This is a genomic window from Agromyces sp. CCNWLW213 (genome assembly GCF_037199545.1).
Lineage (GTDB): Bacteria > Actinomycetota > Actinomycetes > Actinomycetales > Microbacteriaceae > Agromyces.
Window position 1 is genome coordinate 17955 of record NZ_JBBBDX010000003.1, and the last position, 26104, is coordinate 44058.

General features: G+C 67.6%; 25 protein-coding genes. 16 read left to right on the plus strand and 9 right to left on the minus strand.

Annotated elements, in window-relative coordinates; translation table 11 throughout:
• Positions 1–32 precede the first annotated feature (32 nt).
• Genes WBQ80_RS07350 through WBQ80_RS07365 form a run of 4 tightly spaced genes read right to left on the minus strand, consistent with a single transcriptional unit; the run spans position 33 to position 3183 of the window.
• Complete coding sequence (locus WBQ80_RS07350) at positions 33–983, minus strand: alpha/beta fold hydrolase (RefSeq protein ID WP_337282504.1); 951 nt, start codon at positions 981–983, stop codon at positions 33–35.
• A 47-nt stretch (positions 984–1030) separates the two neighbouring features.
• Entirely contained in the window at positions 1031–2515 is a 1485-nt protein-coding gene (locus tag WBQ80_RS07355) for a dihydrolipoyl dehydrogenase family protein (protein WP_336571949.1), read from the minus strand.
• 31 nt (positions 2516–2546) lie between these two features.
• Complete coding sequence (locus tag WBQ80_RS07360) at positions 2547–2732, minus strand: hypothetical protein (RefSeq protein WP_336571948.1); 186 nt, start codon at positions 2730–2732, stop codon at positions 2547–2549.
• 28 nt (positions 2733–2760) lie between these two features.
• Positions 2761–3183, minus strand: coding sequence for a VOC family protein (locus WBQ80_RS07365; RefSeq protein WP_336571947.1), 423 nt, complete (start codon positions 3181–3183; stop codon positions 2761–2763).
• Positions 3184–3277: 94 nt separating this feature from the next.
• Here WBQ80_RS07365 and WBQ80_RS07370 point away from each other — a divergent pair, with 94 nt between their 5' ends.
• From WBQ80_RS07370 to WBQ80_RS07380, 3 genes are all read left to right on the plus strand, one after another.
• Complete coding sequence (locus WBQ80_RS07370; RefSeq protein WP_336571946.1) at positions 3278–3943, plus strand: winged helix-turn-helix transcriptional regulator; 666 nt, start codon at positions 3278–3280, stop codon at positions 3941–3943.
• Positions 3944–4627: 684 nt separating this feature from the next.
• Positions 4628–5608 (plus strand): redoxin domain-containing protein, encoded by a 981-nt coding sequence (locus WBQ80_RS07375; RefSeq protein ID WP_336571945.1) that lies wholly within the window; start codon positions 4628–4630, stop codon positions 5606–5608.
• Positions 5609–5651: 43 nt separating this feature from the next.
• The gene (locus WBQ80_RS07380; protein WP_336571944.1) at positions 5652–6269 is read left to right on the plus strand and encodes a TetR/AcrR family transcriptional regulator; all 618 of its coding nucleotides are present in this window, start codon (positions 5652–5654) and stop codon (positions 6267–6269) included.
• 41 nt (positions 6270–6310) lie between these two features.
• Here WBQ80_RS07380 and WBQ80_RS07385 read toward each other — a convergent pair whose 3' ends face one another.
• Together WBQ80_RS07385 and WBQ80_RS07390 are read right to left on the minus strand one after the other, a co-directional pair.
• On the minus strand, positions 6311–9085 hold the full coding sequence (locus WBQ80_RS07385) for a BREX system ATP-binding domain-containing protein (protein ID WP_336571943.1): 2775 nt from the start codon (positions 9083–9085) through the stop codon (positions 6311–6313).
• Between the two features lie 209 nt (positions 9086–9294).
• Positions 9295–9963: a DUF6875 domain-containing protein gene (locus WBQ80_RS07390; RefSeq protein WP_336571942.1), complete on the minus strand. Its 669-nt coding sequence runs from the start codon at positions 9961–9963 to the stop codon at positions 9295–9297.
• A gap of 234 nt (positions 9964–10197) precedes the next feature.
• Between WBQ80_RS07390 and WBQ80_RS07395 the strand changes: the two genes are divergently transcribed.
• Together WBQ80_RS07395 and WBQ80_RS07400 are read left to right on the plus strand one after the other, a co-directional pair.
• A complete protein-coding gene (locus WBQ80_RS07395; protein ID WP_336571941.1) occupies positions 10198–10851 on the plus strand; it encodes a hypothetical protein in 654 nt (217 codons plus the stop codon).
• 198 nt (positions 10852–11049) lie between these two features.
• Positions 11050–11769, plus strand: a complete 720-nt coding sequence (locus tag WBQ80_RS07400) for a hypothetical protein (protein ID WP_336571940.1) — start codon at positions 11050–11052, stop codon at positions 11767–11769.
• Between the two features lie 369 nt (positions 11770–12138).
• On the opposite strand, the gene WBQ80_RS07405 is transcribed toward WBQ80_RS07400, so the two are convergent.
• Positions 12139–12924: a glucosamine-6-phosphate deaminase gene (locus tag WBQ80_RS07405; protein ID WP_336571939.1), complete on the minus strand. Its 786-nt coding sequence runs from the start codon at positions 12922–12924 to the stop codon at positions 12139–12141.
• Positions 12925–13090: 166 nt separating this feature from the next.
• Between WBQ80_RS07405 and WBQ80_RS07410 the strand changes: the two genes are divergently transcribed.
• The 9 genes from WBQ80_RS07410 (at position 13091) to WBQ80_RS07450 (ending at position 23924) form a co-directional block, all read left to right on the plus strand.
• Complete coding sequence (locus WBQ80_RS07410) at positions 13091–14653, plus strand: ABC transporter substrate-binding protein (protein ID WP_336571938.1); 1563 nt, start codon at positions 13091–13093, stop codon at positions 14651–14653.
• Positions 14654–14657: 4 nt separating this feature from the next.
• Entirely contained in the window at positions 14658–15611 is a 954-nt protein-coding gene (locus WBQ80_RS07415; protein ID WP_336571937.1) for an ABC transporter permease, read from the plus strand.
• A complete protein-coding gene (locus WBQ80_RS07420; protein ID WP_336571936.1) occupies positions 15608–16486 on the plus strand; it encodes an ABC transporter permease in 879 nt (292 codons plus the stop codon). Before WBQ80_RS07415 ends, WBQ80_RS07420 begins: the two co-directional genes overlap by 4 nt.
• Entirely contained in the window at positions 16483–18207 is a 1725-nt protein-coding gene (locus WBQ80_RS07425) for an ABC transporter ATP-binding protein (RefSeq protein ID WP_336571935.1), read from the plus strand. The genes WBQ80_RS07420 and WBQ80_RS07425 overlap by 4 nt, the downstream gene beginning before the upstream one ends.
• Positions 18208–18326: 119 nt before the next feature.
• Complete coding sequence (locus WBQ80_RS07430; protein WP_336571934.1) at positions 18327–19283, plus strand: hypothetical protein; 957 nt, start codon at positions 18327–18329, stop codon at positions 19281–19283.
• Positions 19280–20188: a MurR/RpiR family transcriptional regulator gene (locus tag WBQ80_RS07435; RefSeq protein WP_336571933.1), complete on the plus strand. Its 909-nt coding sequence runs from the start codon at positions 19280–19282 to the stop codon at positions 20186–20188. The genes WBQ80_RS07430 and WBQ80_RS07435 overlap by 4 nt, the downstream gene beginning before the upstream one ends.
• The gene (murQ, locus tag WBQ80_RS07440; protein ID WP_336571932.1) at positions 20185–22077 is read left to right on the plus strand and encodes an N-acetylmuramic acid 6-phosphate etherase; all 1893 of its coding nucleotides are present in this window, start codon (positions 20185–20187) and stop codon (positions 22075–22077) included. Before WBQ80_RS07435 ends, murQ begins: the two co-directional genes overlap by 4 nt.
• Positions 22078–22838: 761 nt before the next feature.
• Entirely contained in the window at positions 22839–23333 is a 495-nt protein-coding gene (locus tag WBQ80_RS07445; protein ID WP_336571931.1) for an SMI1/KNR4 family protein, read from the plus strand.
• 192 nt (positions 23334–23525) lie between these two features.
• On the plus strand, positions 23526–23924 hold the full coding sequence (locus WBQ80_RS07450) for a hypothetical protein (protein ID WP_336571930.1): 399 nt from the start codon (positions 23526–23528) through the stop codon (positions 23922–23924).
• 60 nt (positions 23925–23984) lie between these two features.
• On the opposite strand, the gene WBQ80_RS07455 is transcribed toward WBQ80_RS07450, so the two are convergent.
• A complete protein-coding gene (locus WBQ80_RS07455; RefSeq protein WP_336571929.1) occupies positions 23985–24581 on the minus strand; it encodes a hypothetical protein in 597 nt (198 codons plus the stop codon).
• Between the two features lie 88 nt (positions 24582–24669).
• The gene (locus tag WBQ80_RS07460) at positions 24670–24957 is read right to left on the minus strand and encodes a hypothetical protein (RefSeq protein WP_336571928.1); all 288 of its coding nucleotides are present in this window, start codon (positions 24955–24957) and stop codon (positions 24670–24672) included.
• 96 nt (positions 24958–25053) lie between these two features.
• Between WBQ80_RS07460 and WBQ80_RS07465 the strand changes: the two genes are divergently transcribed.
• Together WBQ80_RS07465 and WBQ80_RS07470 are read left to right on the plus strand one after the other, a co-directional pair.
• Complete coding sequence (locus WBQ80_RS07465) at positions 25054–25470, plus strand: hypothetical protein (protein WP_336571927.1); 417 nt, start codon at positions 25054–25056, stop codon at positions 25468–25470.
• Positions 25471–25563: 93 nt separating this feature from the next.
• Entirely contained in the window at positions 25564–26076 is a 513-nt protein-coding gene (locus WBQ80_RS07470) for a hypothetical protein (RefSeq protein ID WP_336571926.1), read from the plus strand.
• Positions 26077–26104 lie beyond the last annotated feature (28 nt).

Sequence of the window (26104 nt, forward strand, 5' to 3'; positions counted from 1 at the left end):
GTGCTCGGCGGGGCGGCGGACGCGTCGGCGGATCAGCGCGCGGCAGACGCCGCGAGGTCGGGAGCGAGGAAGGTGCGGAGCGCGTCGAGCAGCTGTTCCGGCGCCTCCTCGGCCACCCAGTGGCCCGCGCCCCGGAGGACGAGACCGGTCACGTCCTCGGCGAGGCCGTGCATGTTCTCCTCGACGTGGGCGCCGTAGCTGCGCTCGCCGCCGATCGCGAGGACCGGCACCGTGAGCTTGCGCTGGGCGCGCTCGGCGTTCTGTGCCAGCGTCTCGTCGAAGGACCGGTAGAAGCCGAGGCTCCCGGTGAGCGACGTCGGATCGGAGACCAGGCTGATGTAGTAGTCGATGGTCTTCTGGGCCACGCCGCCGCCCTGGATGGCGAACTCGTAGCCGAAGTAGACGTCTTCCCGGCCAGCGATGAGCTGCTCGGGGAGCCCGGCCGCGCGGTTGAACGGGATGTGCCAGAGCTTCTCGTTGAGCGGTCGGGGCACGAACAGCGGCGGAGCCGGGGTCGCACCGGGGGGCGCGGGGATCTCGGCGAGTGCGACGCGCGTCACCCGGTCGGCGTAGTCGGCGGCCAGGGCGTAGCCCACGGCGAAGCCGGTGTCGTGGCCCGCGACCGCGATGCGCTCGTGTCCGAGTGCGTCCATGAGGCCGATCAGGTCGCGGGCGACCGTGCCGGTGTCGTATCCGGATGCCGGCTTGTCGGACAGGCCGGCGCCGCGCTGGTCGACCGCGATGACCGTGAAGTCCTTCGCGAGTTCGGGCATCAGCAGGCGCCAGGCGTACCAGGTCTCCGGCCATCCGTGGATGAGCAGCAGGGCGGGACCGCGTCCGCCGATGACGGCGTGCAGCTGGACCTCGCCGGTGTTGATGATGCGGCTGGTGAAGGTGTCGCCGAATCCTGTGGGGAGGTCGGGGGCGCCGGTGACGGTTCCCGGTCCTTCGGGGATGACGGGGTCGGTGAGTGAGGTGTTCATGTTCGTTTCCTGTTCTTCGAATGCAGATGGATGGGAGAGGTGGGCGTTCAGGCGGTGATGGGGTGCAGGTCCCACCCCCTCTCGATGCGGGCGGGACGCTCGGCGCTGTCGCGGCCGTACGTTTCGAGCAGTCGCAGCCAGATCTCGCTGACGGTGGGATACGCGGGGACCGCGTGCCACAGGCGGTCGAGCGGCACCTCGCCGACGATCGCGGTCGTCGCGGCCTGCAGCAGTTCGGCTACGTCGGGGCCGACGAAGGTGGCGCCGATGATGACGGAGCGGTCCTCGTCGACGACCATGCGGGCCTGTCCGCGATAGTCGTCGGCGTGCAGGCTGGCACCTGCGACCCAGCCCAGCTCGTAGTCGACCGCGCGGGCCCGGTAGCCGGCCGCTTCGGCCGCTTCGAGGGTCAGACCCACGGATGCCACTTCGGGATCGGTGAATGTGACCTGCGGCACCGCGGCGTGGTCGGCGGTTGCGACGTGCGCCCCCCATGCGGCATCCGACACGGTGGTGCCGTTCGCCCGGGCGGCGATCACGTCGCCCGCGGCGCGCGCCTGGTACTTGCCCTGGTGGGTGAGCAGTGCGCGCCCGTTGACGTCGCCGACGGCGTAGAGCCAGTCGAAGCCCGGCACCCGGAGGGTGTCGTCGGTCTCGATCCAGGTGCCGGGGCTGAGCCCGACGGTCTCGAGGCCGATGTCGGTCGATCGGGGAGTGCGGCCCGTGGCGACGAGCAGCTGCTCGGCGCCGACGGCGTCGCCCGTCATCGTCTCGACGGTCACTCCGGCCTCACCGCGCAGGACACGCGCCGTGCCCGTGTGGAGCAGCAGGTCCACCCCTTCGGACCGCAGTGCGTCGGCGACGCGCTCGCGGGCGAACGGCTCCGTGCCGGGCAGTAGGTCGCCGCGGGCGATGAGCGTCACCTGGGTGCCGAACGCTGCGAATGCGGTCGCCATCTCGGCCGCGACGACGCCGCCGCCGATGATGGCGAGGCTCGCCGGGACCTCGCGGACGCTGGTCGCCTCGCGGCTCGTCCAGGGGTGCGCGTCGCGCAGGCCCTCGATGTCTGGGATGGCGGCGTCGGATCCGGTCGCGATCGCGACGGCGTGCCGCGCCGCGAGAACGAGGGTCGAGCCGTCGTCGGTCCGCACGGTCACTTCGCGGATGCCGCTCAGCCTGCCGTGTCCTCGGATGAGGTCGATCCCGGCGCCGCGGGCCCAGGCCACCTGCCCCTCGTCGGACCAGTTCGACGTGAACCGGTCGCGGCGTGCGAGCACGGCGGCCACGTCGAGATCGCCGGTGACCGCCTGGGCTGCGCCGGGAACACTGCGCGCTGCGCGGAGCGCGGACGGCGAACGGAGCAGCGCCTTCGAGGGCATGCACGCCCAGTAGGAGCATTCGCCGCCGAGCAACTCGTGTTCGACGATGACGGCGGTGAGGCCGCCCTGGACGGCCCGGTCGGCGATGTTCTCGCCGACCGCGCCTCCGCCCAGGACGACGAGGTCGTATTCCTCGATGAGGGTGGTGTCCATGCTGATCAGTGCTCCTCGCGCCGCGTGGGCGTCAGACCTGGCCGTTGACGATGCGGTAGCCCTGCGCGGCGAGCGCCACGGTCATGTGCGCCGCATACCACTGGGGCCAGCCTTCGTCGTAGATGCCGTCGAGTTCTTCTGCTTCGTAGATGCCGTGCGCCGCGGCTGCTCCCGTGAGCAGGCCGAGGATGGCGTCGTACGTGGTGTCGTCGTTCATGCGTCCGCTTCCGTCCGTCTCGTTCCGCTCAGCGGCCGGGGAGTCGATCGGTGACCTCCTGGACGATCCAGCGGTTCCCGTCGGGATCGGCGAAGGTCGCGTAGGAGCCGTAGGTGGCCCGCTCCGGGTGTGCGCCGGCGATGCGGTGCTCCTTGCCCGGGTGAATGAAGACCTCGGCCTCGTGGAAGACCTCAGAGATCTCGATCCCGCGCGCCGCGACCTCGGCCCGCGTCGCCTCAATGTCCCGAACAGCCAGCAGCAGGCCGTCGCTTGATCCCGCCGGCGATGTGGTGACGCCCGTGCCGAAGATGATCGAGGCGGTCGATCCGGGCGGGGTCAGCTGGACAACGCGGTACGAGTCGTCCACGATGAAGTCGCCGTCGAGCCGGAAATCCAGCCGACGGTAGAAGTCGATCGTGCGATCCACGTCGGTGACGGGGATCAGGGCCACTTCGAGCTTAAGTTCCATGATGTCGATACTCCTTTTCTAGGACTAAATCATCCTGATGTGGGAGTCAACCGTGCGAATGCGGTACTCTATTCCCATGAGTTCGAGAAAGTTTGCCGACGCCTGCGGGATCGCGAGGTCCCTCGATGTGATCGGCGAGCGGTGGGCGCTCCTAGTCGTACGCGAACTCGTGTTCGGCCCGAAGCGGTTCACCGACCTGCGCAACGGTCTGAACGGCATCAGCCAGAACGTGCTCAGCCAGCGGCTGCGAGACCTGGAGACGGCCGGCGTGGTCCGGCGGACCATGCTGGGCCCCCCTGCCAGCACGCAGGCGTACGAGTTGACGCCCGAGGGTCAGGCCCTCGAGCCGGTGCTCATCGCCATGTCGCGGTGGGGGGCGCGCACGCCGGTCGAGCCCGGAACCAGGATGAGCGACGACGCGTTCGCGTTGGCGCTAAAGGCACTGTTCGTACCCTCGGCCAATGCTGGCTTCGTGGGGCGCGTGCGACTCAGGCTCGGTCACGACGCCTTCGACGCCGAGCTCGGTCTGGCCGACATTTCGGTGGCGCGGGCCAGCGGTCCCGATCCGGACCTTGTCCTGATCGGAGACGAGTCGGTGCTGCGAGCGGTGATGTTCCGCCATGAGACGCTGAAGTCCGTCACGGCAACGGGAGCGATCGAGGTCCACGGCGAACTCGATCGGGCAGCCGAGTTCTTGGCGCGCTTCGCTCTGCCGGCGGCAGAACCGGCCGTGCGGGGCTGAGCTTCGGTTCCTCGATCGATCCGGGGGCGACTACCCGGCGCTCGTAGCGCGCGACCAGTGGGTTTCCAGGGTGCGGGGCTGTCCCCCGTCCGGTGACCCTCAGGGAGTGAGGATATTCGTGGAGGGGATGACGGGAGGCAGGGGGGTGACTGCTGCCGGCCCAAAGGCTGATCGAGCAGATTCCGGTCGCCCGATGCGCGAGCAGGTTTTAGGTGAGCGCGAGGTGCTTGGCCGGCCGCCGACGGCTGGAGTTGGCGGCCGGTCCGGTCCGCGAGGGCGGTGCTGCTGCAATGGGCGGCTCCTCTGGCGCTGCCTGCGGACACGACGACGCCGCCGGTCCCGATGCAGATTTCCCCGATCGAAGCCGACGGCGGGAGTGTCGTACAGAAGGGATCCGTTGTGAGTGGCGGTCGCCAATGTCTCAGCTAGGTGCGATCGCGCGTCGCGGAGTCACGGGGCGTGACATCCAGACGGGTGACGGGCAGCGGTGTTCCCGTCAACATCGCCGCCATCTCAGTCGCAGTGATCCGAGTGTGAGGGCTGCGTCCCAGCAATACGTCCGTGAGCCACATGTGTATCTCCGTTTCTATAGTAGTAGACCGGTCGTCTACTCAGTTAAGTGATAGAACCCCGCCACGGGGTGCCGCATTCCCACCGGCCTCGTGGGGAGCAGGAGGAGTTGATATGACGCAGAAGCGACGGGCGTCGGCGCGTGCGATCGCGCATCGGAGGCGCGGAGGCGAGTGGCAATTGCCGGACGAAGGGCGGCTGGGATCGCTCGACGGCGCCACCTCGTGGATCAACTCGTCACCGTTCACGAGCAGAGACCTCGAAGGACGTGTGGTGCTCGTGGACTTCTGGACGTACACCTGCATCAATTGGCTTCGAACCCTGCCGTACCTTCGCGCTTGGGAAGAGGCGTACTCAACTTCGGGCCTCGCGATCGTGGGCGTCCACACGCCTGAGTTCTCGTTCGAGCGCCGTCGGGAGAACGTAGTGCAGCAGGTGCGGCGGCTGGGCATCACCTATCCCGTCGCGATCGACAATGACGCGGTGGTCTGGACCGAGTTCGCGAACCACTACTGGCCGGCGGTCTACATCGCCGATGCACATGGTCGGGTGCGGTACCACCATTTCGGTGAAGGGGAGTACGCGCGGACGGAGATGGTCATTCAGCAGCTGCTCCTTGAAGCCGACGCGATGGACGTGGGCGAAGATCTTGCGACGGTGTCGCCTACAGGTCTAGAAGTCGCCGCGGACTGGTCGTCGCTCCGATCGCCGGAGACATACCTCGGCGGAAGTCAGGGGAGTGGGGGGAATCTAGCCCTGAACCAGTGGGGCGTAGAGGGGCGCTGGACCATCCGTCCCGAGTCGCTCGAGCTTGGCGCAGCGGATGGGTCGGTGCGCTTCCGCTTCCAGGCTCGTGATGTCAACCTGGTGATGGGACCGGGGGAGGCCGGCGCAGTGATTCCATTCGTCGTCCTCCTGGACGGAACCCCACCGGGCGACTCCGCCGGGGCCGACGTGGACCGACTGGGTCGCGGGGCATTAGCGGAGCAGAACGTGCACCAGCTGATCCGTCAGTCGGGAGTGATCCGGGAGCGGACGGTCGAGATCCGGTTCCTCGCGCCAGGAGCGCAGGTCTTCTGCTTCACCTTCGGGTAGGGGATCCGGCCGAAGGTCACCCAGCCGGTCGTAGGATGCGGTCATGGGCCGGACATCCGATTCGCGTTCGCGCATCCTCGCCTCGGCGACGAGGCTCTTCGGCCAGCGTTCGTACGCCTCGATCGGCGTTGCCGAGATCGCGGCAGATGCGGGCGTGCCGAAGGGGAGCTTCTACCACTTCTTCCGATCGAAACAGGGTCTCGCCCTAGCGGTCATCGATGCCCACTGGCAACAGCAGAGCGGCGCTTGGCGGAGCATCCTCACGCAATCGGCACCCCTTCAGGTCCGCCTTGGGGAACTCGTCGCGTACATGGCCGACGTGCAGAAGGAGACGGCAACGGGGACCGGTTCTGCGGCCGGATGTCTCTTCGGGAACCTATCCATCGAAGCCGGCGACGCGGAGAGCGACGCGGTCACAGCCAGACTCCGGGAGATCTTCGACGCGCAGGTCGACATGATCGAGGAAGCGATCCGAACCGCGTCGGATCTCTCGCCAAGCCGGCGAGCCGACGCCCGTGCCAGAGCCAAGGCGATCGTCACGCAACTGGAAGGCGCGTTGCTCTTTGCGAAGCTGTTCAACGACCCCCGTCAACTCGATCGTCTCTGGACGGACAGCATGCTTCTCCTTGGGGCGGAGGAGCGCGTCACCACAGGCGCGTAGCATCGGCGTGCGTACGGCGAGGGAAGGAACCCACGAGGGTCTCAGCCGGCTTCGATGTCGAGTTCCTGCGGGCGATTGCGAAGCGTGCTCCGCAGCGCGCGACGGGAGCTGATCCCCAGCTTGAGGAACACCTTCTTCAGGTGCCATTCGACGGTACGGGGACTCAGGTACAGCTTGGCCCCGATCTCGACGTTGGTATGCCCATCCGCGGCCAACTGTGCGATGTGGGCTTCCTGCGACGTGAGTTCCTCGTGGTCGACGGCGGCGCGCTTACCGACCACGACACCGGTAGCCAGCAGCTCGTGCCGTGCCCGGTCGGCAAAGCCCTCCGAGCGCATCTCGGCGAACATCGCATGGGCGGTCTGGAGATGCTCCCGTGCGTCGATGCGACGCTGCTCCCGACGCAGCCATTCGCCGTATACCAAATGCGCCCGGGCGATCTCCGGCTTCAGCCGTGTCGATTCGAGGTGCTGGATAGCACGCCGGTAGGCGGCTTCCGCGTCCGCTCCATCCGTGAGTAGCGCCGTGGAGCGCGCAGCGATTCCGGCGCCCCAGTCCGTTCCGCCGACGTCGGCGCTCGCGAGCAGGCGATCGTGCGCAGCCAAGACCGAGCCTGAGCGACCCAATCTGGCAGCGGCCTCGATCAATTCGGCGGCCGCGAAGATCGAGATGGACCAGTCCGGCCAGAGGTCCCAGGCTCGCTGGGCAGCGCGGAGTGCCTCCTCATACCGCCCGAGGCTGTTGTAGAGCATGGCCGTCGTCCATTGGGCCCATTGGAGTCCGAAGCCGGCACCACTGGCGTTCGCCTCCCGGGCGTTGCCTTCCATGAACGCGACCGCCACGGATTCCTGGCCGCGAAGTGCCGCGAACAACATGCCGCCGAAGGGCGGCACGCGGCTCCCGGTGGCCTCGGTGACGGCCTCAGCCTCAGCGCACAGTCGTGCCGCCGCCTCGAAGTCGCCGGTCCAAGCCGCGGTGATCGCGTTGCCGTTGAGGGCGAACGCGAGGGGAGCCAGTGCCCCGGCCTGGCGGGCCATCCTGAGGAATCGGGTGAGCACGGCGTCTCGACTCTCGAAGTCCCAGATCTCCAATGAGGCGATGGAGGCGATCACGCTCCAGCGCATGCCCTTGTCGACCGGCAACTCTTCAGCGAGGAAGCGCTCGATCGCATGGCGGAGCAATGGGGCGGCCGGCTCGCGCCCATCCGTCATCAGGACCGACATGCTCTCGAGGAGCAGATCCGATGCGTGTGGGTGAGGCGGCCGGATCGGCCGTGAACGAACCACCCGTGACACGTCGCGCATGTTCGCGTTGGCGAGACTTCCGGCGAAGAGGGCTGCGCCCCAAGCGTCGAGGTACGAGTCCCTCGCCAGCGCCATGTCCAGTGGTTCGAGTCGCTCGGCCGCCGCAAGGAGTAGCGCTGGTGTCTGGCCCAGCGCTCCGGACGCGGAGACGATCTGGGCGCGGAGCAGTTCCGCTCTGGCCTGTTGGAGTTCGTCGAGTGAGCCTGACCGGACGCTCTCGAGCAGGTCGAGCGCCGACTCGTACTCGGCGGCGTGAAGGCTGACGTGCGCGGCAGCGAGCGCGCGTTCGGCACGTCTGCTCGGGTTCTCGGTCAGCGCAACGGACCGCCTGAGGAACGCCGCGGCCGCCGAGAGTCCGCCCCGCGCACGCGCCCGTCCCGCGGATTTCTCGAGCTCACTGGCCACCGCCTCGTCGGGCCCGACTGCCGCAGCGGCGAGATGCCAGGCACGTCGATCCGGATCGGCGACGGCGTCTGTCTCGTGCGCCAGCGCGAGGTGCGCCGCTCGTCGATCGATTGGGTCGGCCGACCGGTAGACGGCCGACCGGACGAGTGGGTGGCGGAATCGCACCCCACCGTCGATGGACAGGAGCCCGTCGCTGGCGGCGAGTTTCCTCGATGAGACATCGATCCCGAGCCGCTTGGCGGCCTTCCAGAGCAGGAGGGGATCATCGCCGGGTTCGGCCGCAGCGAGCAAGAGGAGCAGGCGTGCGTCGCGCGAGAGCCCGGCGAGGCGGTCCACGAAGGAGTCCTCGATGCGCTCCGCGAGGTCCTTCGTGCCACGGCGAGTGGCCAACCCCGGCAACTGCTTCGAATCGAGACGACGGGGCAGCTCCAGCAACGCCAGCGGGTTGCCGCGCATCTCAGCAAGTAGTCGATTCCGCACATCGACATCGAGCGGAGCGCGGATCACCGACGCGAGGAGGACGCGCGCATCGTCATCGGGGAGTCCATCGAGCCGCAGTTCGGGGAGATCGTCGAGCTCGCGATTCGACGTCGGTTCCCGCACGGCGAACACCATCGCCACCGAGTCGGCCAGCAGTCGCCGGGCAACGAAACCCAGCGCCTGCGACGATGCACTGTCAAGCCACTGGGCATCGTCGATCACGCAGAGGATCGGCTGGTGCGCCGCAGCTTCAGACATGAGATTGAGCGTTGCCAGGGAGACGAGAAAGGGATTCGGCGGCGGCCCTTCAACGAGTCCGAGCGCCACGCCCAGAGCCCCCCGTTGCGGTGCCGGCAGTGAGTCGAGATGGACGAGCAGCGATCGGCACAGCTGGTGCAATGACGCATAGGGCAGTTGCATCTCCGACTGGACACCCACTGTCGTGTGCAGCTGGAAGGCGGAAGTAGCGCGATCGCGACAGTACCGCAGCAGCGCAGTTTTTCCGACGCCGGCTTCGCCGCGGATCACCTTCACCGCTCCGCGACCGGCCCGCGCTTCGACGAGGAGGCGGTCGAGCACGGCGCGTTCATCGGCACGCCCGAGCAGGACCGCCTCGTCCAGACCCACGTCCGACCTCTTCCCCGACCCCGCACACGGTTACCGCGCTCGGAAGCGCCTCGAGGCATCCCCCTACGGCCGCGGCCCCGTCGATTTACTCGACGGGGTCGCCGAACGCGAATAGCACGATCGTCAGCAGATATCTGAGGGAATCTCGATGTATATTCCAGCGTACGAGGGAGGTTCGGGGTTTGCAACGAACGCGGTGCGGACGTCGGTCAATGAGATGGATGTTCCCTCCACGGCAGGCGCCGGAGCGGCTCACGCAGGGCAGCTGCGCCGGCTGCGCCGTATCGCTCGGCCCAGCGCCCGAACCAGTCATCGTCGTCGAGGAAGAACTTCCAGTCGCTCACCACACCGTGACGCACGAACACGAACGGGACAGGCGACTGGAACGGGCGGAATTCAGAGTTGTAGATGGCGGTGCCGTCATTGCCCTCGTAGAACGGGCCGAAGACGATTCCTTCGTCGACGTACGAAGCGGCGGCGACCTCGTCCAGGATTCCCCCGAACACGTCGGCCGCGCGGTCGGCTGGAAGGTCGACGAAGACGACCACGATGACCCTGCCGTCGACGCCTTCGCCCTCGATCGGCTCCGCCTGCAGCAAGCGCCGCCTGTAGTCGTTCATGAGGTCCACGAGATCGCTCGGGCCGCGGTCTCCGATCGTCTCGGCAGCGAGCCACAGGGTGTTTCGGTCCAGCGCGCCGGGGACGAACGGGCAGATCGGTCCGGAGCGGCCGAGATGGGCATGCGGTTGTGTGATGAACGACTCGATCCAGTCGCCCACCTGGCGGAGGGCGGATCGCTCACGCGCGCTCAGTCCGCCCGTCTTCTCGGAGTCCTCGAGATCCTGGATGAGGAAGAGATCTCTTGTCTGCGTCGTCATCGGTTCCTCCTAGCCGTGGGTGGCCTGACCGAGCCTGGCGCGCGAGATCGCCACCGTCACCCGTCACCGTCACGGGTCGACCTACTGGTCGGCGGTGCGCTGAGCGACCAGTCATGCGGAGCCCGTCGAATCCGACCGGAGGAGACGGCAGAGTGCGAGGGTATGTGTATGGCGTCACTGCTTGAACAGGTCGTCGAGGCGAACGGTGGAGCTCGCCTCGCATCGTTCTCGAGAGTGACGGCTCGTGTGGACTACGGCGGCACCCTGTGGGGCGAGAAGGGCCATCCGAGCTTTCTCGGCGGGGCGGTCGTCGAGGCGAGGGTGCGCGACCAATGGATCCGGCAGACGAACGTCGCCAGTGGACGACAGATGATCTTCGACAGGTCACGCGACTGGATCGTCGTCATGGAACCGAACGGCGACGTCATCGAAGAGATGACCGATCCGCGTCGCACCTTCGACGGATACTCGCGGGGCTCGCCATGGGACGTCGCTCAAGCGGCCTACTTCCGGTGCTACACGACCTGGCACTACCTCCTCGAGCCGTTCGACTTCACCTTCCCGGGGACCACGAGCGGCGAGATCGAGGGACACGCAGAGCACGGGGAACGGTGGCGCGGCCTGCGCGTGACCTTCCCACCCGAGGTGGATAGCCACAACCAAACCCAGTTGTACTACTTCGACGAGGAGTATCGTCTCCGACGGACCGACCTCCAGCCTGAGGTGAACGACTTCTCACGGACGACGCAGTATTCGTACGACCACGTCACCGTCGACGGCATCACACTCCCTAGGAGCCGCCGGGTCTACCTCCGACGTCTCGACCGTTCTCCGGACACTGCGCACGTTCCACTGACCGTCGACGTCAGCGAGGTCCGCTACGCCTGAGTCGTGGTCTCCGCGAGGCGCCGTCACCGGAGCAGACCGAGGAGCTGGTCGGCCCTTTGACTAGGGGATGCACCAGTGGCTTCGCCGGGGTCGCCGAAACCCCTGACCGCTCATCGTTAACCGGGATCCGCCGTGGATACGTCGGATGGCCGCCCGTGGCGTCCAGCCGTTCGAGTCAGTTACCAGAGGAGTTCCAGCATGTCCGTTCCAGCTCTTCAACCGCGCTCCAGGAGAAGGAGGACGCTCGCGCTGGCGTCGACGATCTCGCTCCTCGTCGCGATGGGCGTCGCGACGGCAGCGCCGGCGAATGCGGCCACTCCCGAATGCGGCCCAGCGTGCATATCCGTGTTCAGCACGGAGCTCGGCCCGTCCTTCGTCGAGGCGGTCCTCGAGGGAGGAGACGCCCAAGTGGGTCAGCCGGTCGGACTGAGGCCGGCCAGCGGCACCGATTCGTCCCTCGATTTCGTACCCGGCGGGGCGACGACCACCGCTCAGGGCCAGTCGGCCACGGTCGCGGACTTCTTCGCAGACGGCATGGTGTCCGCGGAAGCGAATGAGGAATACGGCTCCCGGGTCGCTGTGCAGCAGATCTACGCGCCCTACGGCATCCGGACCGACTTGTGCGTCGGCGTCGAACGTGTGACCCAGGGCGAGGACCTCGTGCTCATTCCATGCAGCGAGCCGGGCAGAACCGTGTGGATCGTCTACCCGACCGCCCAGACGAGCCCTGGCTTCGCCATCGTCAACGCGGCGACGACCGACTTCGACCGGCCGTTCGCCATGCACCTTCCCGTGCAGGAGACCGCGACCGGCGGCCAGGAGTTCCAAATGGAACTGCGTCGTTTGCAGTTCGTCGCCGGGGACGGCGTGTTGCCGATGAGGCAGGTTTGGGGGGCCATCTTCGGCCCTCGGATGTGAACGCCTCGACGCGGGTGATGACCACCGGCCGATCGCGGTGGCGGTGGAAGGGCCGGCTGGAGGGTCGAGCGCGTCCACGAAGACAAACTGAGATATTCACCGTGAGTCACCGGGGACGCGACGAGATCAAATCGAATCGATCAATGTCGATGCATCGATGAAAACAGGATCTAATCCGCCTAAGCGGACGATGAGCCGATGACGAGAATCGAACCCGCGCTGTCTGCTTGCAGAAGATATCCAGTAGCAATTCTCTCGGCTTCACTCTGGTTCACCAGCGCCGGAATCACGGGGGAGTGTGAACTCGAGCGAAGCAACGTGATGCCGATTTTGTGACGATTAGGTGCTACGAGCCCGGCCCCCGGTCGGTCAGATCCCCTGCCATTCGGGCTTGTTGTTCCACGCGTGGCGATAGTAGTCGGCGAGTTGGAGCTGGGATGCAGCGTCCTCGTCGACGATCACGGTCGCGTGGGGATGCAGCTGGATGGCCGAACCCGGCCGTGTCGCAGATACGGGTCCCTCCACCGCGTCTGCGATCGCGCCCGCCTTTGCAGATCCGAACGCCAACAGCAACAGGTGCCGCGCCCGCAGGATGGTGCCGATTCCCTGGGTGATGCAGTGGGTTGGCACTTCGGCCGCCGCCGCGAAGAATCGGGCATTGTCGGCGCGGGTCGCCTCGGCCAGCGTCTTCACCCTGGTCAGGGATGCGAGCGAGGATCCGGGTTCGTTGAACCCAATGTGTCCGGTTCTGCCGATCCCGAGGATCTGAAGGTCGATGCCGCCAGCAGTGCGGATCGCCGTCTCGTAGTCGGCGGCGGAATGCTCGATGCTCGCCGGGTCGCCGCTGGGCACATGCACGAGGTCTGGAGTCAAGCGAAGGGGCTCGGTCACCTCGCGCGTGATCACCGATCGGTAACTCTGCGGGTGTTGCGGTGGCAAGCCCACGTACTCGTCCAGCGCGAACGCTCGCAGACGTGACACATCCAGTCCCTCGTCCGATATCCGGGTTGCCAGCAACCGATAGCTCGCCAGGGGGGTGGAGCCGGTCGCCAGGCCGACGACGGCGTCCGGCTTCCGACGTATGAGTTCCAGCATCGCCGCCGTGACCAGCGTCGCGGCCGCTTCTTCGCCGCTGACGATCACAACCTCGGCCATGTAGCTCCTCTGCTGTCGGTCACGGAGGGCGAGCGCCCCACGGCAACAGTATGCAGGAAAATTTCACACAACAGTTGACAGCGCGAAAATGAGTTTCCTATGCTGACCGCAACCCGCCGCTGACGAGCGGCCCAGCCACCCCCGACGAAGGGCCCAGAGGCAGAACATGAACGAACCCACTACCCGGGCGCGGCGTCTCGCCGCTCCGGTCACGCGCACCACCGCGCTGTTCCTCGGCGCGGCCATGCTTCTCACCGGCTGTGCGGTCGCGCAGCAGAATGCCACTGCCGAACCGGCCAGCGAGCCGGTTGAGGGTGGCACGCTCCGCGTCGCCGCCGCAGCCGACGCCCAGCCGCAGTTCGTGATGGCGAACCGCGCCGGCAACTGGTCCTGGCGCCGGCTCGTGTTCGAGTCGCTCGTCGAGATCGACGACAAATCCCAACCGCAGCCGCTGCTCGCGACAGCCTGGGAGTACAACGACGACCGGACGGAGCTCACTCTCGAGCTGCAGGAGGGTGTCACGTTCCATTCCGGTCGCCCGTTCACCGCAGACGACGTCGTCTACACCCTCGAGCAGGTGAAGGACCCGGCCAACGGCTCGCAGCTCGCGAAGGTCGCGGCGAACATCGAATCGATCGAGGCCGTCGATGACACCGAGGTCGTGATCGACCTCGCCGAACCGAGCGACAGCCTGTTCGACTTGCTCGACCTCACGCCGATCGTCGACGAAGCGTCCTGGCCGGGCATCGCGGACGGGGCCGAAGTCGTCGGCACCGGCCCGTTCACCTGGGAGGCCTGGACCCCGGGAGCCTCGATCGAGCTCGCCGCGAATGAGGACTACTGGGGCGACGGCGGCCCGTACCTCGATGGCGTCGAGGTCTCGATCATCCCCGATGCCACCGCCATCCAGTCGGCGTTGAAGGCCGGCGCGGCGGATGTCGCGATCGGGATGCCGCAGAGCGACGTCGCATTGCTTGCAGACGACGCCGACTACGTCCTCGAGAACGCCGGAGGCGTCTTCTACCCCTTCGGGATCGACGTCGACCAGGCGCCGTTCGACACTCCCGAAGCACGCCAGGCGCTCGGGTACGCACTCGACCGCGAGCGCATCGCGGAGCAGGTCTTCGGAGGCGACGCGGTCATCACCGACCTGTGGTGGACGCCCGGATCGCCCGGCTACCCGGACGACCTCGCGGACCGGTTCGACTACGACCCGGAGAAGGCACGCGAGCTCCTCGAATCCTCCGGTGCGGCCGGCGCCGACCTCACGATCACCTTCGCGAACCTGCCGGTGATGAAGAACCTGTTCGAGATCGTCCAGAACAACCTCAGCGAGGTCGGCCTGAACGTGACGGCAGAGGCGCTCGACCTGCCCGACTACGACAAGCGCCAGGTCGAGGGCACCCTCGGCCAGTCGTTCCTGCTCCTGCACGGCATGGTCGGCTTCTCGTCCGCCACGATCATCGACGCGATGCCGTCGATTCGCGATGGCAACCCGTCCCACTTCGACACGCCCGAGTACGCGGAACTGAAGGCCGCCGTGCGCGGGGCCGATGACGAGACCCGCGCCGCCGCACTCGAGGAGCTCTCGGCGTACATGCTCGAGCAGTCGTTCAACCACATCATCGCGGTCGCGCCGCAGTACCACGTGCACACCGCGGCGCTCCAGGAACTGGACGTGGTCACCCTCGGCAGCCTCGTGGCCACCGACGCGTTTCTGGCCGAGTGACGCCATGATCGCGTATCTGATCCGGCGGCTGCCCTCGGTCGCCTTCCTCCTGCTGGCGACGACGGTGGTCGCGTTCGCCCTGCCCCGCCTGGCGCCCGGTGACCCGGCCGCGGCAGTCGCCGGATCGGATGCGTCCCCCGAGACGCTCGCGCAGATTCGCGAGCAGATGGGTCTGGATCAGCCGATCCTCACCCAGTACCTGGACTGGATGGGCGGCGTGCTGACGGGCGATCTCGGCACCTCCTTCACCACCAACCGCCCGGTCTCGGAGCTCATCGCCGCACGGCTCACGAGCACCATCGAACTCGCCTTGGTCGCCGGCATCCTGATGGTCGCCATCGGAGTGCTGCTCGGGGTGGCAACCGCGACCACCCGCCGTCCCCTGACGCGGGGCCTCCTCGATGCGGTGAACTCGGCACTGCTCGCGGCGCCGCCGTTCCTCACCGGCCTCCTGCTCATCCTCCTGCTCGGCATCGCGGTGCCCATCCTGCCCGTGTCGGGCGAGGTCTCCCTGGCCGAGGACCCGATCATCGGCATCCAGTACCTGATCCTTCCGGCGCTCGCCCTCGCCCTGCCACAGGCCGCCGCGATCGGCCGCCTGGTCACGGCATCCATGATCGGCACCGCCGCAGAGGACTTCGTCGACCTCGCCACGGCGAAGGGGGTCCCCGGTTCGACGATCGTGCGGAGGCACGTGCTGCGCAACAGCATGGCTCCCGCACTGGTCACCATCGGACTGCGCTTCGGTGAACTGCTCGCCGGAGCGATCGTCATCGAGGCGATCTTCGCCCGACATGGCCTGGGCAGCCTCGCGGTCACGAGCGTCCAGACCCGTGACTACTTCGTCGTGCAGATCCTCATCGTCGGCGCCGTCGCGGTCGCAGTGGCAATGCAGGTGCTCACCGACCTCGGGGTCGCCGCCCTCGATCCTCGCATCCGGTTGGGAGCCGCATCATGACCGCCACCGACACCCTGGTGAAGTCCACGTCCGCGACGCACCGTTCGGGATTCCGGGCAGTCGCCCATCGCTACACCACCGCCTTCCGCTCGCCCCGCGGCGTCCTCGGCGGCCTGATCGTCCTCCTCCTCGTCACTCTCGCCCTCGCCGCGCCGCTGCTGTTCCCCGGCGGATACGACCAGCAAAGCCGCGACGCCCTCGCCGGCCCATCCCTGGCCGCCCCATTCGGCACGGACGAAGTGGGCCGCAACGTCTTCGTCCGCAGCATCTTCGGAGCCCGCACCGACCTGTCCCTCGTCGCGATCGCGGTGCCCGTCGCCGCGATCATCGGCACCCTGCTCGGCCTGCTCGGCGCCGTCAGCCGGCCGCTCGGCAGCCTCGCGCAGCGGCTGCTCGACCTCATCATGGGATTCCCGAGCCTGATCCTCGGCATCTGCGTGGCGCTCGTGATCGGGCCCGGGTGGTCGGCGCTCGTCATCGCCATGACGATCTACGCCCTCCCAGCTTTCGGCAGGCTGGCCAGGGCGACGCTCCTCGCCCAGGAGCATCGCGATTACGTGCTGGCAGCACGAATGCTCGGCGTGGGCAAAGGGCGCGTGATGATGCGCCACATCCTGCCGCACACGGTCGACACGATGATCGCGCAGATGGTGGTCGCCGTGACCGCGTCGATCTTCCTCGAATCCTCGCTCAGCATCGTCGGCCTCGGCGTGCAGCCACCCGAACCGTCGCTCGGCGTCCTCCTGAACAGCGGCGCCCGGTACATGGAGCAGCAGCCCTGGTACGTACTCGGACCCGCCGCGCTGCTGTTCCTGCTCGTCCTCGGGTTCAGCCTGATCGCCGATGCCATCACCCGGAAGGAAGGACGGCCGTGAGCGTCGTCGACGACACCGCCCGAGCCGCCATGACCGATTCGCAGCATCCCGCGAACGCGTCGTCCGCGTTGCTCTCCGTACGTGACCTCCACGTCCAATTCGGCGAAGGCCCCGCCGCGATCGAGGCCGTCCGTGGCGTCAGCGTCGACGTCGCAGCCCGACAGGTCGTCGGGCTGGTCGGCGAATCCGGCTCCGGCAAGTCCGTCACGGCCCGTTCGGTCATGAACCTGCTGCGCCCGCCCGGCCGTGTCACCGGCGGGAGCATCCGCTTCGACGGCCGAGAACTCCTCGGGCTGCCCGAGCCGGAATGGCGCAGCATCCGCGGCAAGCGGATCGCGATGATCTTCCAAGATCCGCTCTCGGTGCTGAACCCGTCGATGCGCATCGGAGCGCAGGTCGCGGAAGCCCTCGAGGCGCACGGAGTCGACCGTGCCGCCGCACGGACCCGCGCGATCGAACTGCTCGACCGGGTCGGCATCCCCCGCGCGGCGCAGCGTGCCCGGGCGTACCCGCATGAGTTCTCCGGGGGCATGCGCCAACGCGTCGTCATCGCCGCGGCACTCGCCAACGCCCCCCAACTGCTGATCGCCGACGAGCCGACGACGGCGCTCGACGTGACGGTGCAGGCGCAGATCCTCCGACTGCTTCGCGAACTCAAGGACGAGTTCGATCTCGCCACCCTGTTCATCACCCACGATCTCGGAGTGGTCGCCGAGCTCTGCGACGAGGTCACGGTCATGCGACGAGGCGTGGTCGTGGAAGCGGCATCCGCCGGCGACCTATTCACCTCGCCGGCGGAGGACTACACGCGGATGCTGCTGGATGCCGTGCCGCGAATCGACCGTGCCGCGGCCCGCACGGCCGGTCGGCCCGTGGCGGAGGCGCACGACGGTGCCGGGGCCTCGGCGCCCATCCTCCGCGTCACCGACCTGCGCGTCGATGTCTCGGGCGGCCGGCGCCTGCTTCGGCGCACGGAGCCCGTCTACGCGGTCGACGGAGTCAGCCTCGAGATCCGGCCGGGGGAGACGCTCGGCCTCGTCGGTGAGTCCGGATGCGGCAAGTCGACCCTCTCGCGAGCGATCTCCGGCCTGATGCCCGTCGCCTCAGGGCGCGTCGAGGTCGCAGGGGCCGACGTGACGAACCTGCCTGTCGGCCACCCGGACCGACGGGGCGTGCAGTTCGTGTTCCAGGACGCGTACGCCGCGCTCAATCCGCTGCGCACGGTCCGCCAGTCCTTGGAAGAGGCCCGCGCCTGCGCGGTCGCCGACGCTCCCGACGTCGACGAGCTCATGCGACTTGTCGGCCTCGACGACGACATGCTCGACCGCCGCCCGGCCGCATTCTCAGGCGGTCAGCGACAGCGCGTCGGAATCGCCCGTGCCCTGGCATCCCGACCGAGCATCCTCCTCTGCGACGAGCCCGTTTCGGCGCTCGACGTATCGGTGCAGGCCCAGGTCATCGCGCTGCTCGAACGGCTCCGCGACGAGCTGGGGCTCGCCCTGCTCTTCATCGCCCATGACCTCGCAGTGGTGAAGCACCTCAGTGACCGTGTCGCCGTGATGCGAAGCGGATGCCTCGTGGAGACCGGGCCGGTCGAGGAGATCTACGAGCGACCCACGCACCCCTACACCGTGCAGCTGCTGCAGGCATCGCCGTTGCCGGAAGTCGGCGAGGCGCGCGAACGTATCCTCGCGGCCCGTCGCGCCTGGAGCGATTCGTGACCGCGGCCGTCCTACCTCGCAGGTCCGCGTACCTGCGACCGTCGACCATCCGATCCTGGAGCCGGGACGAGTTGCGCACCTGGGCCCGAGCGGCGTCGAGCCACGGAATCGAGGCGCTCGTGACGAAGCTCGCGGTGATCGATGGCGACGTCGCCGCGATCGCCGCGGACGCCGGCATCCGCCTCATCGGCTCCTTCACCTGCTACTCGGATCACGACCCGGCCAGCAGGGTGCCCGGCGGCACCCGCCCGGTCGGTGCCGACGGGGTGCCGCTGTCCGCGATGGAGTGGTATCGAGGGATCGTCCCCGGCGATCCGGCGTTCGATGACCGGCTCGCTGAGGAGTTGTCGCGTCAGATCCGCGACGCGCCCACCGACCTCGTCTTCCTGGACTTCGCGCGGTGGCCCGGCCACTGGGAGCTTGAGAGTCGTCATGGAGGATCGCCCCGTCGCGCGTCGTTCGACCCCGGCACGCTGACGCGGTTCCGTACCTACCTCGCCGAGCGCGGTCTCGACGGCGCCGGCATCGACCCATCGGATGCCGCCGCCTCGGCTCAGGTCATCGCTGAGCGCCTCGCGGATCCCTGGACGGCGTTCCGCGCAATGACCATCACCGCCGTCGTCACCCGACTCGCCACGATCCTGCGGGAGGCCGGCACGGCAACCGGGATGTTCCTCGTTCCAGTCGACCACGAACGCCGCCGCCGCGACTACGGCCAGGACGTCGACGAACTCGCCACCGCCGTCGACGGCTTCGCCGTCATGACGTACCAGGCGATGACCGGACTCGACGCCGAATCGAGCATCCACCTCGCGGAGGAGACGTCGCTGCGCGCACGGCGCCCCGTCATCGCGATGCTGCAGACCACCAGCGACCGACGTCTCAGCGGCGGCCACGACTGGGGGCCACCGCGAAGCCCGGACCAGGTCGCCGCCGACGGCGATGCCCTCGACACCGCGGTGCGCGCAGGCCGACTCGCCGGCCTCTGCCTCTTCCCCGGCGAGGCACCGATGCCCTCGTTCGACCCGAACCTCTCGACAAACCCTGTCACCCGACTGGAAGGACCCATCCGATGACTCACGACACCGCTACCGCCCCAGATGTGCTCGAGCTCATCGAGATGCGACGTGCGACACTCTCCACCGCCGAGCGCGCGATCGCCGAGGTAATCCTCGCCGACCCGGTGGGCGCCAGCGGGAAGACCATCGGACAGCTCGCACAGCTGGCCGGGAGCTCCGAGGCGACCGTCACGCGGTTCTGCCGCAGCATCGGCCTGCCCGGCTACGCCCATCTCCGTCTGCGCCTGGCCGTTTCCGGCGACCGCCGGCGCAATGGCGAGGAGGTCGACGGCGGCATCGCGATGCTCGGCGACCTCGACCCCGCCGACCCGCTGTCGGAGATCGTACGAAAGGTCGCCCACGCGGACACCCGGGCCGTCGACGTCACACTGGCCCAGGTCGACGAAATCGAGCTTGCGACCGTGGTCGACCTGCTCGCCGACGCTCGCCGCGTGCTCACCTACGGCGTCGCCGCGAGCGCGACCGCGGCGTTCGATGCCGCAGCCAAGCTGAACCTCAGCGATTGCGCCGCCACGGCCGCTCACGATGTGCACTCGGCGCTGATGCTCGCCACCATGTACGGCCCCGATGACGTGCTCATCGCCTTCAGCCACTCAGGTCGGGCACGCGACGTCGTCGACCTCCTCCAGACCGCGAAAGAACGAGGAGTCGCGACCGTAGTCGTGACCAGTGACGCCGCCTCGCCCGCGGCCAGGGTCGCCGGCCACGTGCTGCTGACCGCGGCGCGGGAGCTGCGGTTCCGCAGCGGCGGCGTCGCATCGCGGATGGCACAGCTGGCCATCGTCGACGTGCTGTTCGTGCTCCTCGCCCACCGCAGATTCGACGCCTCCGTCGACGCGGCGGACGCCATGCACGAGGCAGTGGCCCCGTACGTCATCGGCTCCGAGAAGGGCGGCAAGTGACCCTCTCCGACACCGTCCACGACTCTGCCGTGACACCCTCGCCCACCGAGGTCCGCCTCCCGCGATCGGTCGAGATCGATCGGATGCCCGTCCTGGACCTGCTCCAGCTCATCAACGATGAAGACGCGGGCGTACCCCACGCGGTTCGAGCCGTGTTGCCGCTCCTTGCCGGTGTCGTCGAACGTGCGGTGGCGAGTATCGGTCACGGAGGTCGCATCCACTACTTCGGCGCCGGCACATCCGGGCGATTCGGAGTGCTCGACGCGGCAGAGGTGCCGCCGACCTACGGTGTGCCGAGCGGGCTGGTGGTGTCGCACATGGCCGGCGGCGCCCGTGCGATGACCGCCGCCGTCGAGGACGCCGAAGACAGCGAAGCGGCCGGCCGCCGAGAGGCGATCGCGTCGGTCGCCGCCGGCGACATCGTGTTCGGACTCGCCGCAAGCGGGCACACACCCTATGTGGCAGGTGCGCTCGCGGAGGCGCGCGCACTGGGCGCGCACACCGTCGCGGTGACATCCAACCCCAACGCCAGCCTCGCCGAACTGGCGGACCTGCACCTCTGCGTCGCGACCGGGCCCGAGGTCGTCACCGGGTCGACGCGGATGAAGGCCGGCACCGCGCAGAAGCTGGTGCTGCACTCCTTCTCCACCGCGGTGATGGTGCGATCGGGCCGCACCTTCTCGAACCTCATGATCGACGTCGTCCCGACGAACGAGAAACTCCGCCGCCGCGTCATCCGCCTCCTGCAAGAGGCGAGCGGCATGCCAGAGCCCGCGGTCGTCGAAGCGCTCACAACGGCCGACGGCGACACCAAGCTGGCCCTGGTGATGCTAGCCACCGGGCTGAGCGCGGATGCCTCCCGGCATTCGCTCCACGCGAGCGGCGGCGACGTGCGCGCCACCCTCGATCTCGCGCGGGCCGCTCGCCGGCCGATCGGTCCCGGCTCCGGGTATCTCGGCGTCGACATCGGAGCGAGCGGATACCGCATCGTGCTCGCCGACCGCAGCGGCGTGATCGCCGAGCGGCAGGGCGAGACGCGCCCGACCATCGGGGCCGGCGGACTGGACGCGGGTTCCGTGGTGCAACAGATCGAATCGGAACTGCGTCATCTGCGCGACGCTGGAATCGATACCGGCGTCGACGTCGCTGCGGTGGCAATCGCTGGCGGCGGGTTCTTCACCGCTGACTCGTCGGCGCTCGCCCGCGATCTCGCCGTCGCACTCGGCGCACCAGACGTCCTATGCATGTCCGACGCAGTCGCGGCATACGCGGGAGCCGTCGGCCTCGGTGCGGGCGCAGTGCTGGCGGCGGGCACCGGGGCGGTCGCCGTCGCAAGCGACGGCGCCTCCGAATGGCGTCGCGTCGACGGGCTCGGCCACCTGCTCGGCGACCTCGGTAGCGGCGCATGGATCGGACGCCGAGCCCTGGAAGCGGCAGTCGCTGGCGCAGCCGGACGCCGGCCCACCTCGCCGGCACTCGCCGAGGCCCTGAGACGCCGGTTCGGCGACGTCGAGCACCTGGTCCGCGACCTCTACGGCACCGCCGAGCGCTCAGCCCTGCTCGCGTCCTTCGTGCCCGAGGTCATCGCCGCAGCCGAAGACGGCGACCGACTGGCGAACACGCTGCTCGACGAGGCAGCCGATGCGCTCGCCGAAACGCTGCTCGCAGCGGCGCGTGGGATCGATGGACCGATCGCGGCGGTCGGCGGACTCGTCGCATCAGGTTCGATCATCCGAGCGCGTCTCGAAAGGCGCCTGGCCGATCATGGCACGACGCTCACGCCCGCTCACACAAGTCCCGCAGGAGGTGCGGCTGACCTCGCCCTCGCGGTCCGCGACGGCGAGCTCTCCCAAGCGCTGCAGTCCCAGCTCACGCACCACACCACGTAGATCCGACAGCTGGAGGTCTGAGGCGAACGTCCGCTCGAATTTGTGACTATTAAGTGACTACGAGAGCGGTTTTGCAATCGAGAGTCGCCGCTCGATGCTAGTCGAAATCCCTGATCAGCGCAGTGAACCTATCGAAGTGCATCCGCGTGGATTGTTTCCGTGCGATACGTGGGATTTGCATGCCTGCTGCCGGAGCATGGAAAGTGCATCTGATCAGGGAATTTGCGAAGAGCCGATGACGGGAATCGAACCCGCGCTGTCTGCTTGGGAAGCAGAAGTTATCCAGTAGTGATTCACTCGACTTCACTCGGGCTCACGGGCCCCGGAATCACGGGGAAGTGTGAACTCGAGTGAAGCAACGTGATCTCGATTTTGTGACTATTAAGTGACTACGAGCTCCTTCCAGCCTCCCTGAGATGTGTGCGAAATGGAGTTCCTTCCGGCGGTCCACCGTCGGGCATCTCATCGCACGCTTCACCATAATGGCGACGCCGATCGACCCGCCAGCGGCGAAGCGACCGGATCGCGCCGAGGGGATGTCCGAGCGGATGGAGCGTTACAGCTGGCGCCCCTTCATCGGGCACCCTTCTGCAACGGCTTTCGGAGATTCGGACCATCTTGGCGGCAGACGTCGTTTGCTGCCTGCGGTTTCGCCGAGTCGCGACCGGCTACCAGGCGACATACGATCGCGCGGAGAATGGCTTCGATGAACGAAAAGAGCCGCGCTTCGACGGAACGGTGCCGGGGTAGGCGGATGCTTCGTGGCTGACCCCTTTGAACCGGACGACTATTACACGGGACCGCGCCTGCAGCCCGGAATGGTCGAAGCGGCCGAGCGGCACTTGGGAGTGCGGCTCCCGCGCGCATACACAGAGCTGCTCCGCCAAAGAAACGGCGGCACCCCGCTGCGTCGATGTTTCCCGACAGACCTCCCGACATCCTGGGCGCCAGACCACTTCGAGATCAGCGCGATTCGCGGAATCGGCGGAGCGTGGGGAATCGACTCAACGGAAGGGCTCGGAAGCATCGACATGATCGCTGAATGGGGCTACCCAGCCATCGGCGTGGTCATCTGCGATACGCCCTCAGGCGGGCACGATGCGGTCATGCTCGACTACTCGGGATCAGGGCCGGACGGCGACCCCTCTGTGGCCTACGTCGACGAAGACCGCATTCCTCGGCGGATCGCTGCATCGTTCGACGAGTTCTTCTCACGGCTGATCCGGTGCGACGAAGTTGGTGCGCGCGCCGAGTGATTCGTCCGCGGCTCCCGGCCGAAGTCAGTCGATAGAGGACCGGCTACCGGGCCGATGTCTGGGTGGCCGGTTGAGACGGGATGCCATGCTTCTGAGGTGGGTACGCGTGGGCCGGGACGATTTGTTGCGACAGCAGGTGTGGCTGTCGCCTGTCTCGTGCTCGTAGGATGCACAGCGGCCGAGCGCGGGCTCGTGGGCATCAGTCTCGACCCGGACGGCGAGCCGGTGGCGGTCTTCGAGCCCTGCGAGAACCGCGTCGCCGGGGTCGCCGTGATCGAAGTAGACCACGACGGCAGAGCAATGAATCGGCTATCGCGAGTAGAGATGGACGGCTCCGAGGATGTCCGGGAGTATGCGTTCCTGAACGCCGACGTCCAGATTGAGGCAGGTCAGCGCTATGAACTTGCTGCTTGGGCCGAGGGGACAGCGGCGTGGCCGTTCAGCTCCGGTGCCAATCTCGCTTCCGTTTGGTTTGAGGCATCGGACATCGCCAAGCTCGAGCCCGGGAAAGTCATGTACCGGGATCCTGACCGGTTCACCGCTTCCCGCATAGGCGATCCCGAAGAGTTCGTAGCCGATGCCTGCCCCTAATGACGGTCATCCGCGCGCTGGCGGTCACCGATTGCGTCCGGATGGACATCGGCTTCGGTTCTAGCACGCCGGCTCGGACGACCTGACCGAAGCGTGGGCTTCGTCGGGGTCGGTACGTGTGAACTCACCGAAGTACCTGGGAGAGTCCGGATCGCCGGCGATGAACTCCAGGTACATCGCTCCGGTAGGACTCTCGACTGTCTGCCATTGCAGACTGATCGACTCTCCGTCCTCGCAAGTGAGAACGACGCGGGGCGATGGGGGCGGCACCCATGCCGCCTCGCCGGTGAAGGTCTCGGGGAGGTCGGGAGCGTCATCGAGCCACTCGAAGCTCCACGCTGCCATGGACGGCACATCCTCGACTCTCGCCGACCCATCCGATCTCAGTTCAATCGCGGCCGTGCCCTCCGAAGACTCGCTGACCCAGCGCCCGACCAGGTCACTGGCGGATACGGCGACGGGCGACCGCCACTCGACCAGAACCCAGACGACCCCGGCAGCGGTCGTCAGGAGAACGACAGCGGCCGAGACTCCGACCGTCCTGAGCATCGCGGCAATGCCGCGCTGCCGCGATCGCATGATCGTCCAGATCATGACGAAGATCACCACCCCGGCTGCCACCAGGAGGTACAGCAGGATGACGGGGGCAAACAGCACCCCCGAAGGTTACAGCTGGCGGCGCAGTCGCCTGATGCGGTCTCCGTGGCTCGTGACCCGACGATCTCGTCGAGGGATCGTCCGTGCACTACTTGCGTCCACGGCGACCCTCCGCCGCGGCGATTAGCATGAGCCAGCTGAGAAAGCCGAACCCGCCGATTGCGGCGAGCCCTCCGAACCCGAACAAGGCGACGAGGAAGAGAGTCGGGGCTCCCGCCCAGCGTCCTTCATCGACCGGCACGAGGACGTCCCCATCGACGGACGCATAGAGCAGGGCTGCGAGCCACCACATCCCAACTCCGATCGCAAGGATGCCTAGCATCCCGAGGGCGATGGCGAACCATGAACCACTCTCTTCCTCGCGGCGGCGTCTCACTGCTGCAGCGTAACCCGATTCGAAATGACCGCTGAGGATGGGCAGCGGTCGGCGTCCCGTTCGACGTGGCAGGCGCTGACGTGGGAGCATTCGGCCATGGCATCGCCCTGCAAGATCGCCTCGCTCGCCGGCACCTCGCTGTTCGCTGTACTCGCGCTGACAGGATGCATCGATTCGGGATCAGGCTTTGCCGTCTTGGAGCGTGAAGCCGTGGCTGCAGACGCGCTTCCAGCAGATCTCCCCGCCTACGCTGACGACGACTTGGAGCCATCGACTAGCCGGTTCGTTGGCGAGCACGACGGCAACATGCTCTTCTTGGCCAAGGGCAAGGAGCCCGGGACTGTCTGCCTTGCGGTCTACCCGAACGCTACGGACTGGGTGATCGGCTGTGGTGGTGGCGGCGCCGAGTTCGCAGTCGGCGGTCCCAGCGGTGGCTACACCGTCCGGCCCGATGGTGCTCCGGTGCCCGAGTTGCACCGCGAAGTCGCGACCAACGTATTCGCGCGCGGATAGCCCACGTCACCGCTGAGTGGTCGCGAAAGACCATCGGATCGTCGCACTGCGGGATCGTCCGCGTGACCTCGGCGGACGGACCTGCTGCCGACGATGGCCACGATCGGCGTCGCCGCTGCCCGACATATGCTGACTCGAGTGACCAGCGGGCCCGATTGGGACGAGCGGGAGATCCTCGCTCGATTCGACGACCTCGAGCTGCTCCTTCGAAGTATCGCCGGCGAGAACGCCAGCATCAGCAGCTCTCGAGATCCCGACTCGAACGGGATCGTTGCGGATCTGACTATGGAGCCTCGTGTGGGCGACGGATGCCCGGCCTACGTGGTCGCGTTCGGCGAACTGGTCGTGGGCGTAGGCCAGACGAACTGTCGAATCGAACTCGAGTACTCTGACCAGAACTTCCGGCTGGTCAAGCGAATCCTCGGCGCTGTCGTCGATGGCCGCGTGACTGAGACCTTCGGCATCCACCGATCCCGCGTAGTCATCACCTTCGAAGACGGCAAGACGATGTCCTTCACCGACCTCGACGGGTGCCTCTCACTCCTGGTTCCGCAGCCGGGTTGGCATCGATGGGGGCGACGACTTCACTATGCGCCGTACGTGTAGCGGGAAGCCCGCAGTAGGTGCGTTAGCA

Coding starts and splice junctions, on each gene's coding strand:
- WBQ80_RS07350 (WP_337282504.1), bottom strand. CDS start 983: ATGAACACCTCACTCACCGACCCCGTCATCCCCGAAGGACCGGGAACC.
- WBQ80_RS07355 (WP_336571949.1), bottom strand. CDS start 2,515: ATGGACACCACCCTCATCGAGGAATACGACCTCGTCGTCCTGGGCGGA.
- WBQ80_RS07360 (WP_336571948.1), bottom strand. CDS start 2,732: ATGAACGACGACACCACGTACGACGCCATCCTCGGCCTGCTCACGGGA.
- WBQ80_RS07370 (WP_336571946.1), top strand. CDS start 3,278: ATGAGTTCGAGAAAGTTTGCCGACGCCTGCGGGATCGCGAGGTCCCTC.
- WBQ80_RS07375 (WP_336571945.1), top strand. CDS start 4,628: ATGACGCAGAAGCGACGGGCGTCGGCGCGTGCGATCGCGCATCGGAGG.
- WBQ80_RS07380 (WP_336571944.1), top strand. CDS start 5,652: ATGGGCCGGACATCCGATTCGCGTTCGCGCATCCTCGCCTCGGCGACG.
- WBQ80_RS07390 (WP_336571942.1), bottom strand. CDS start 9,963: ATGACGACGCAGACAAGAGATCTCTTCCTCATCCAGGATCTCGAGGAC.
- WBQ80_RS07400 (WP_336571940.1), top strand. CDS start 11,050: ATGTCCGTTCCAGCTCTTCAACCGCGCTCCAGGAGAAGGAGGACGCTC.
- WBQ80_RS07405 (WP_336571939.1), bottom strand. CDS start 12,924: ATGGCCGAGGTTGTGATCGTCAGCGGCGAAGAAGCGGCCGCGACGCTG.
- WBQ80_RS07410 (WP_336571938.1), top strand. CDS start 13,091: ATGAACGAACCCACTACCCGGGCGCGGCGTCTCGCCGCTCCGGTCACG.
- WBQ80_RS07415 (WP_336571937.1), top strand. CDS start 14,658: ATGATCGCGTATCTGATCCGGCGGCTGCCCTCGGTCGCCTTCCTCCTG.
- WBQ80_RS07420 (WP_336571936.1), top strand. CDS start 15,608: ATGACCGCCACCGACACCCTGGTGAAGTCCACGTCCGCGACGCACCGT.
- WBQ80_RS07435 (WP_336571933.1), top strand. CDS start 19,280: ATGACTCACGACACCGCTACCGCCCCAGATGTGCTCGAGCTCATCGAG.
- WBQ80_RS07465 (WP_336571927.1), top strand. CDS start 25,054: ATGGCATCGCCCTGCAAGATCGCCTCGCTCGCCGGCACCTCGCTGTTC.
- WBQ80_RS07470 (WP_336571926.1), top strand. CDS start 25,564: ATGGCCACGATCGGCGTCGCCGCTGCCCGACATATGCTGACTCGAGTG.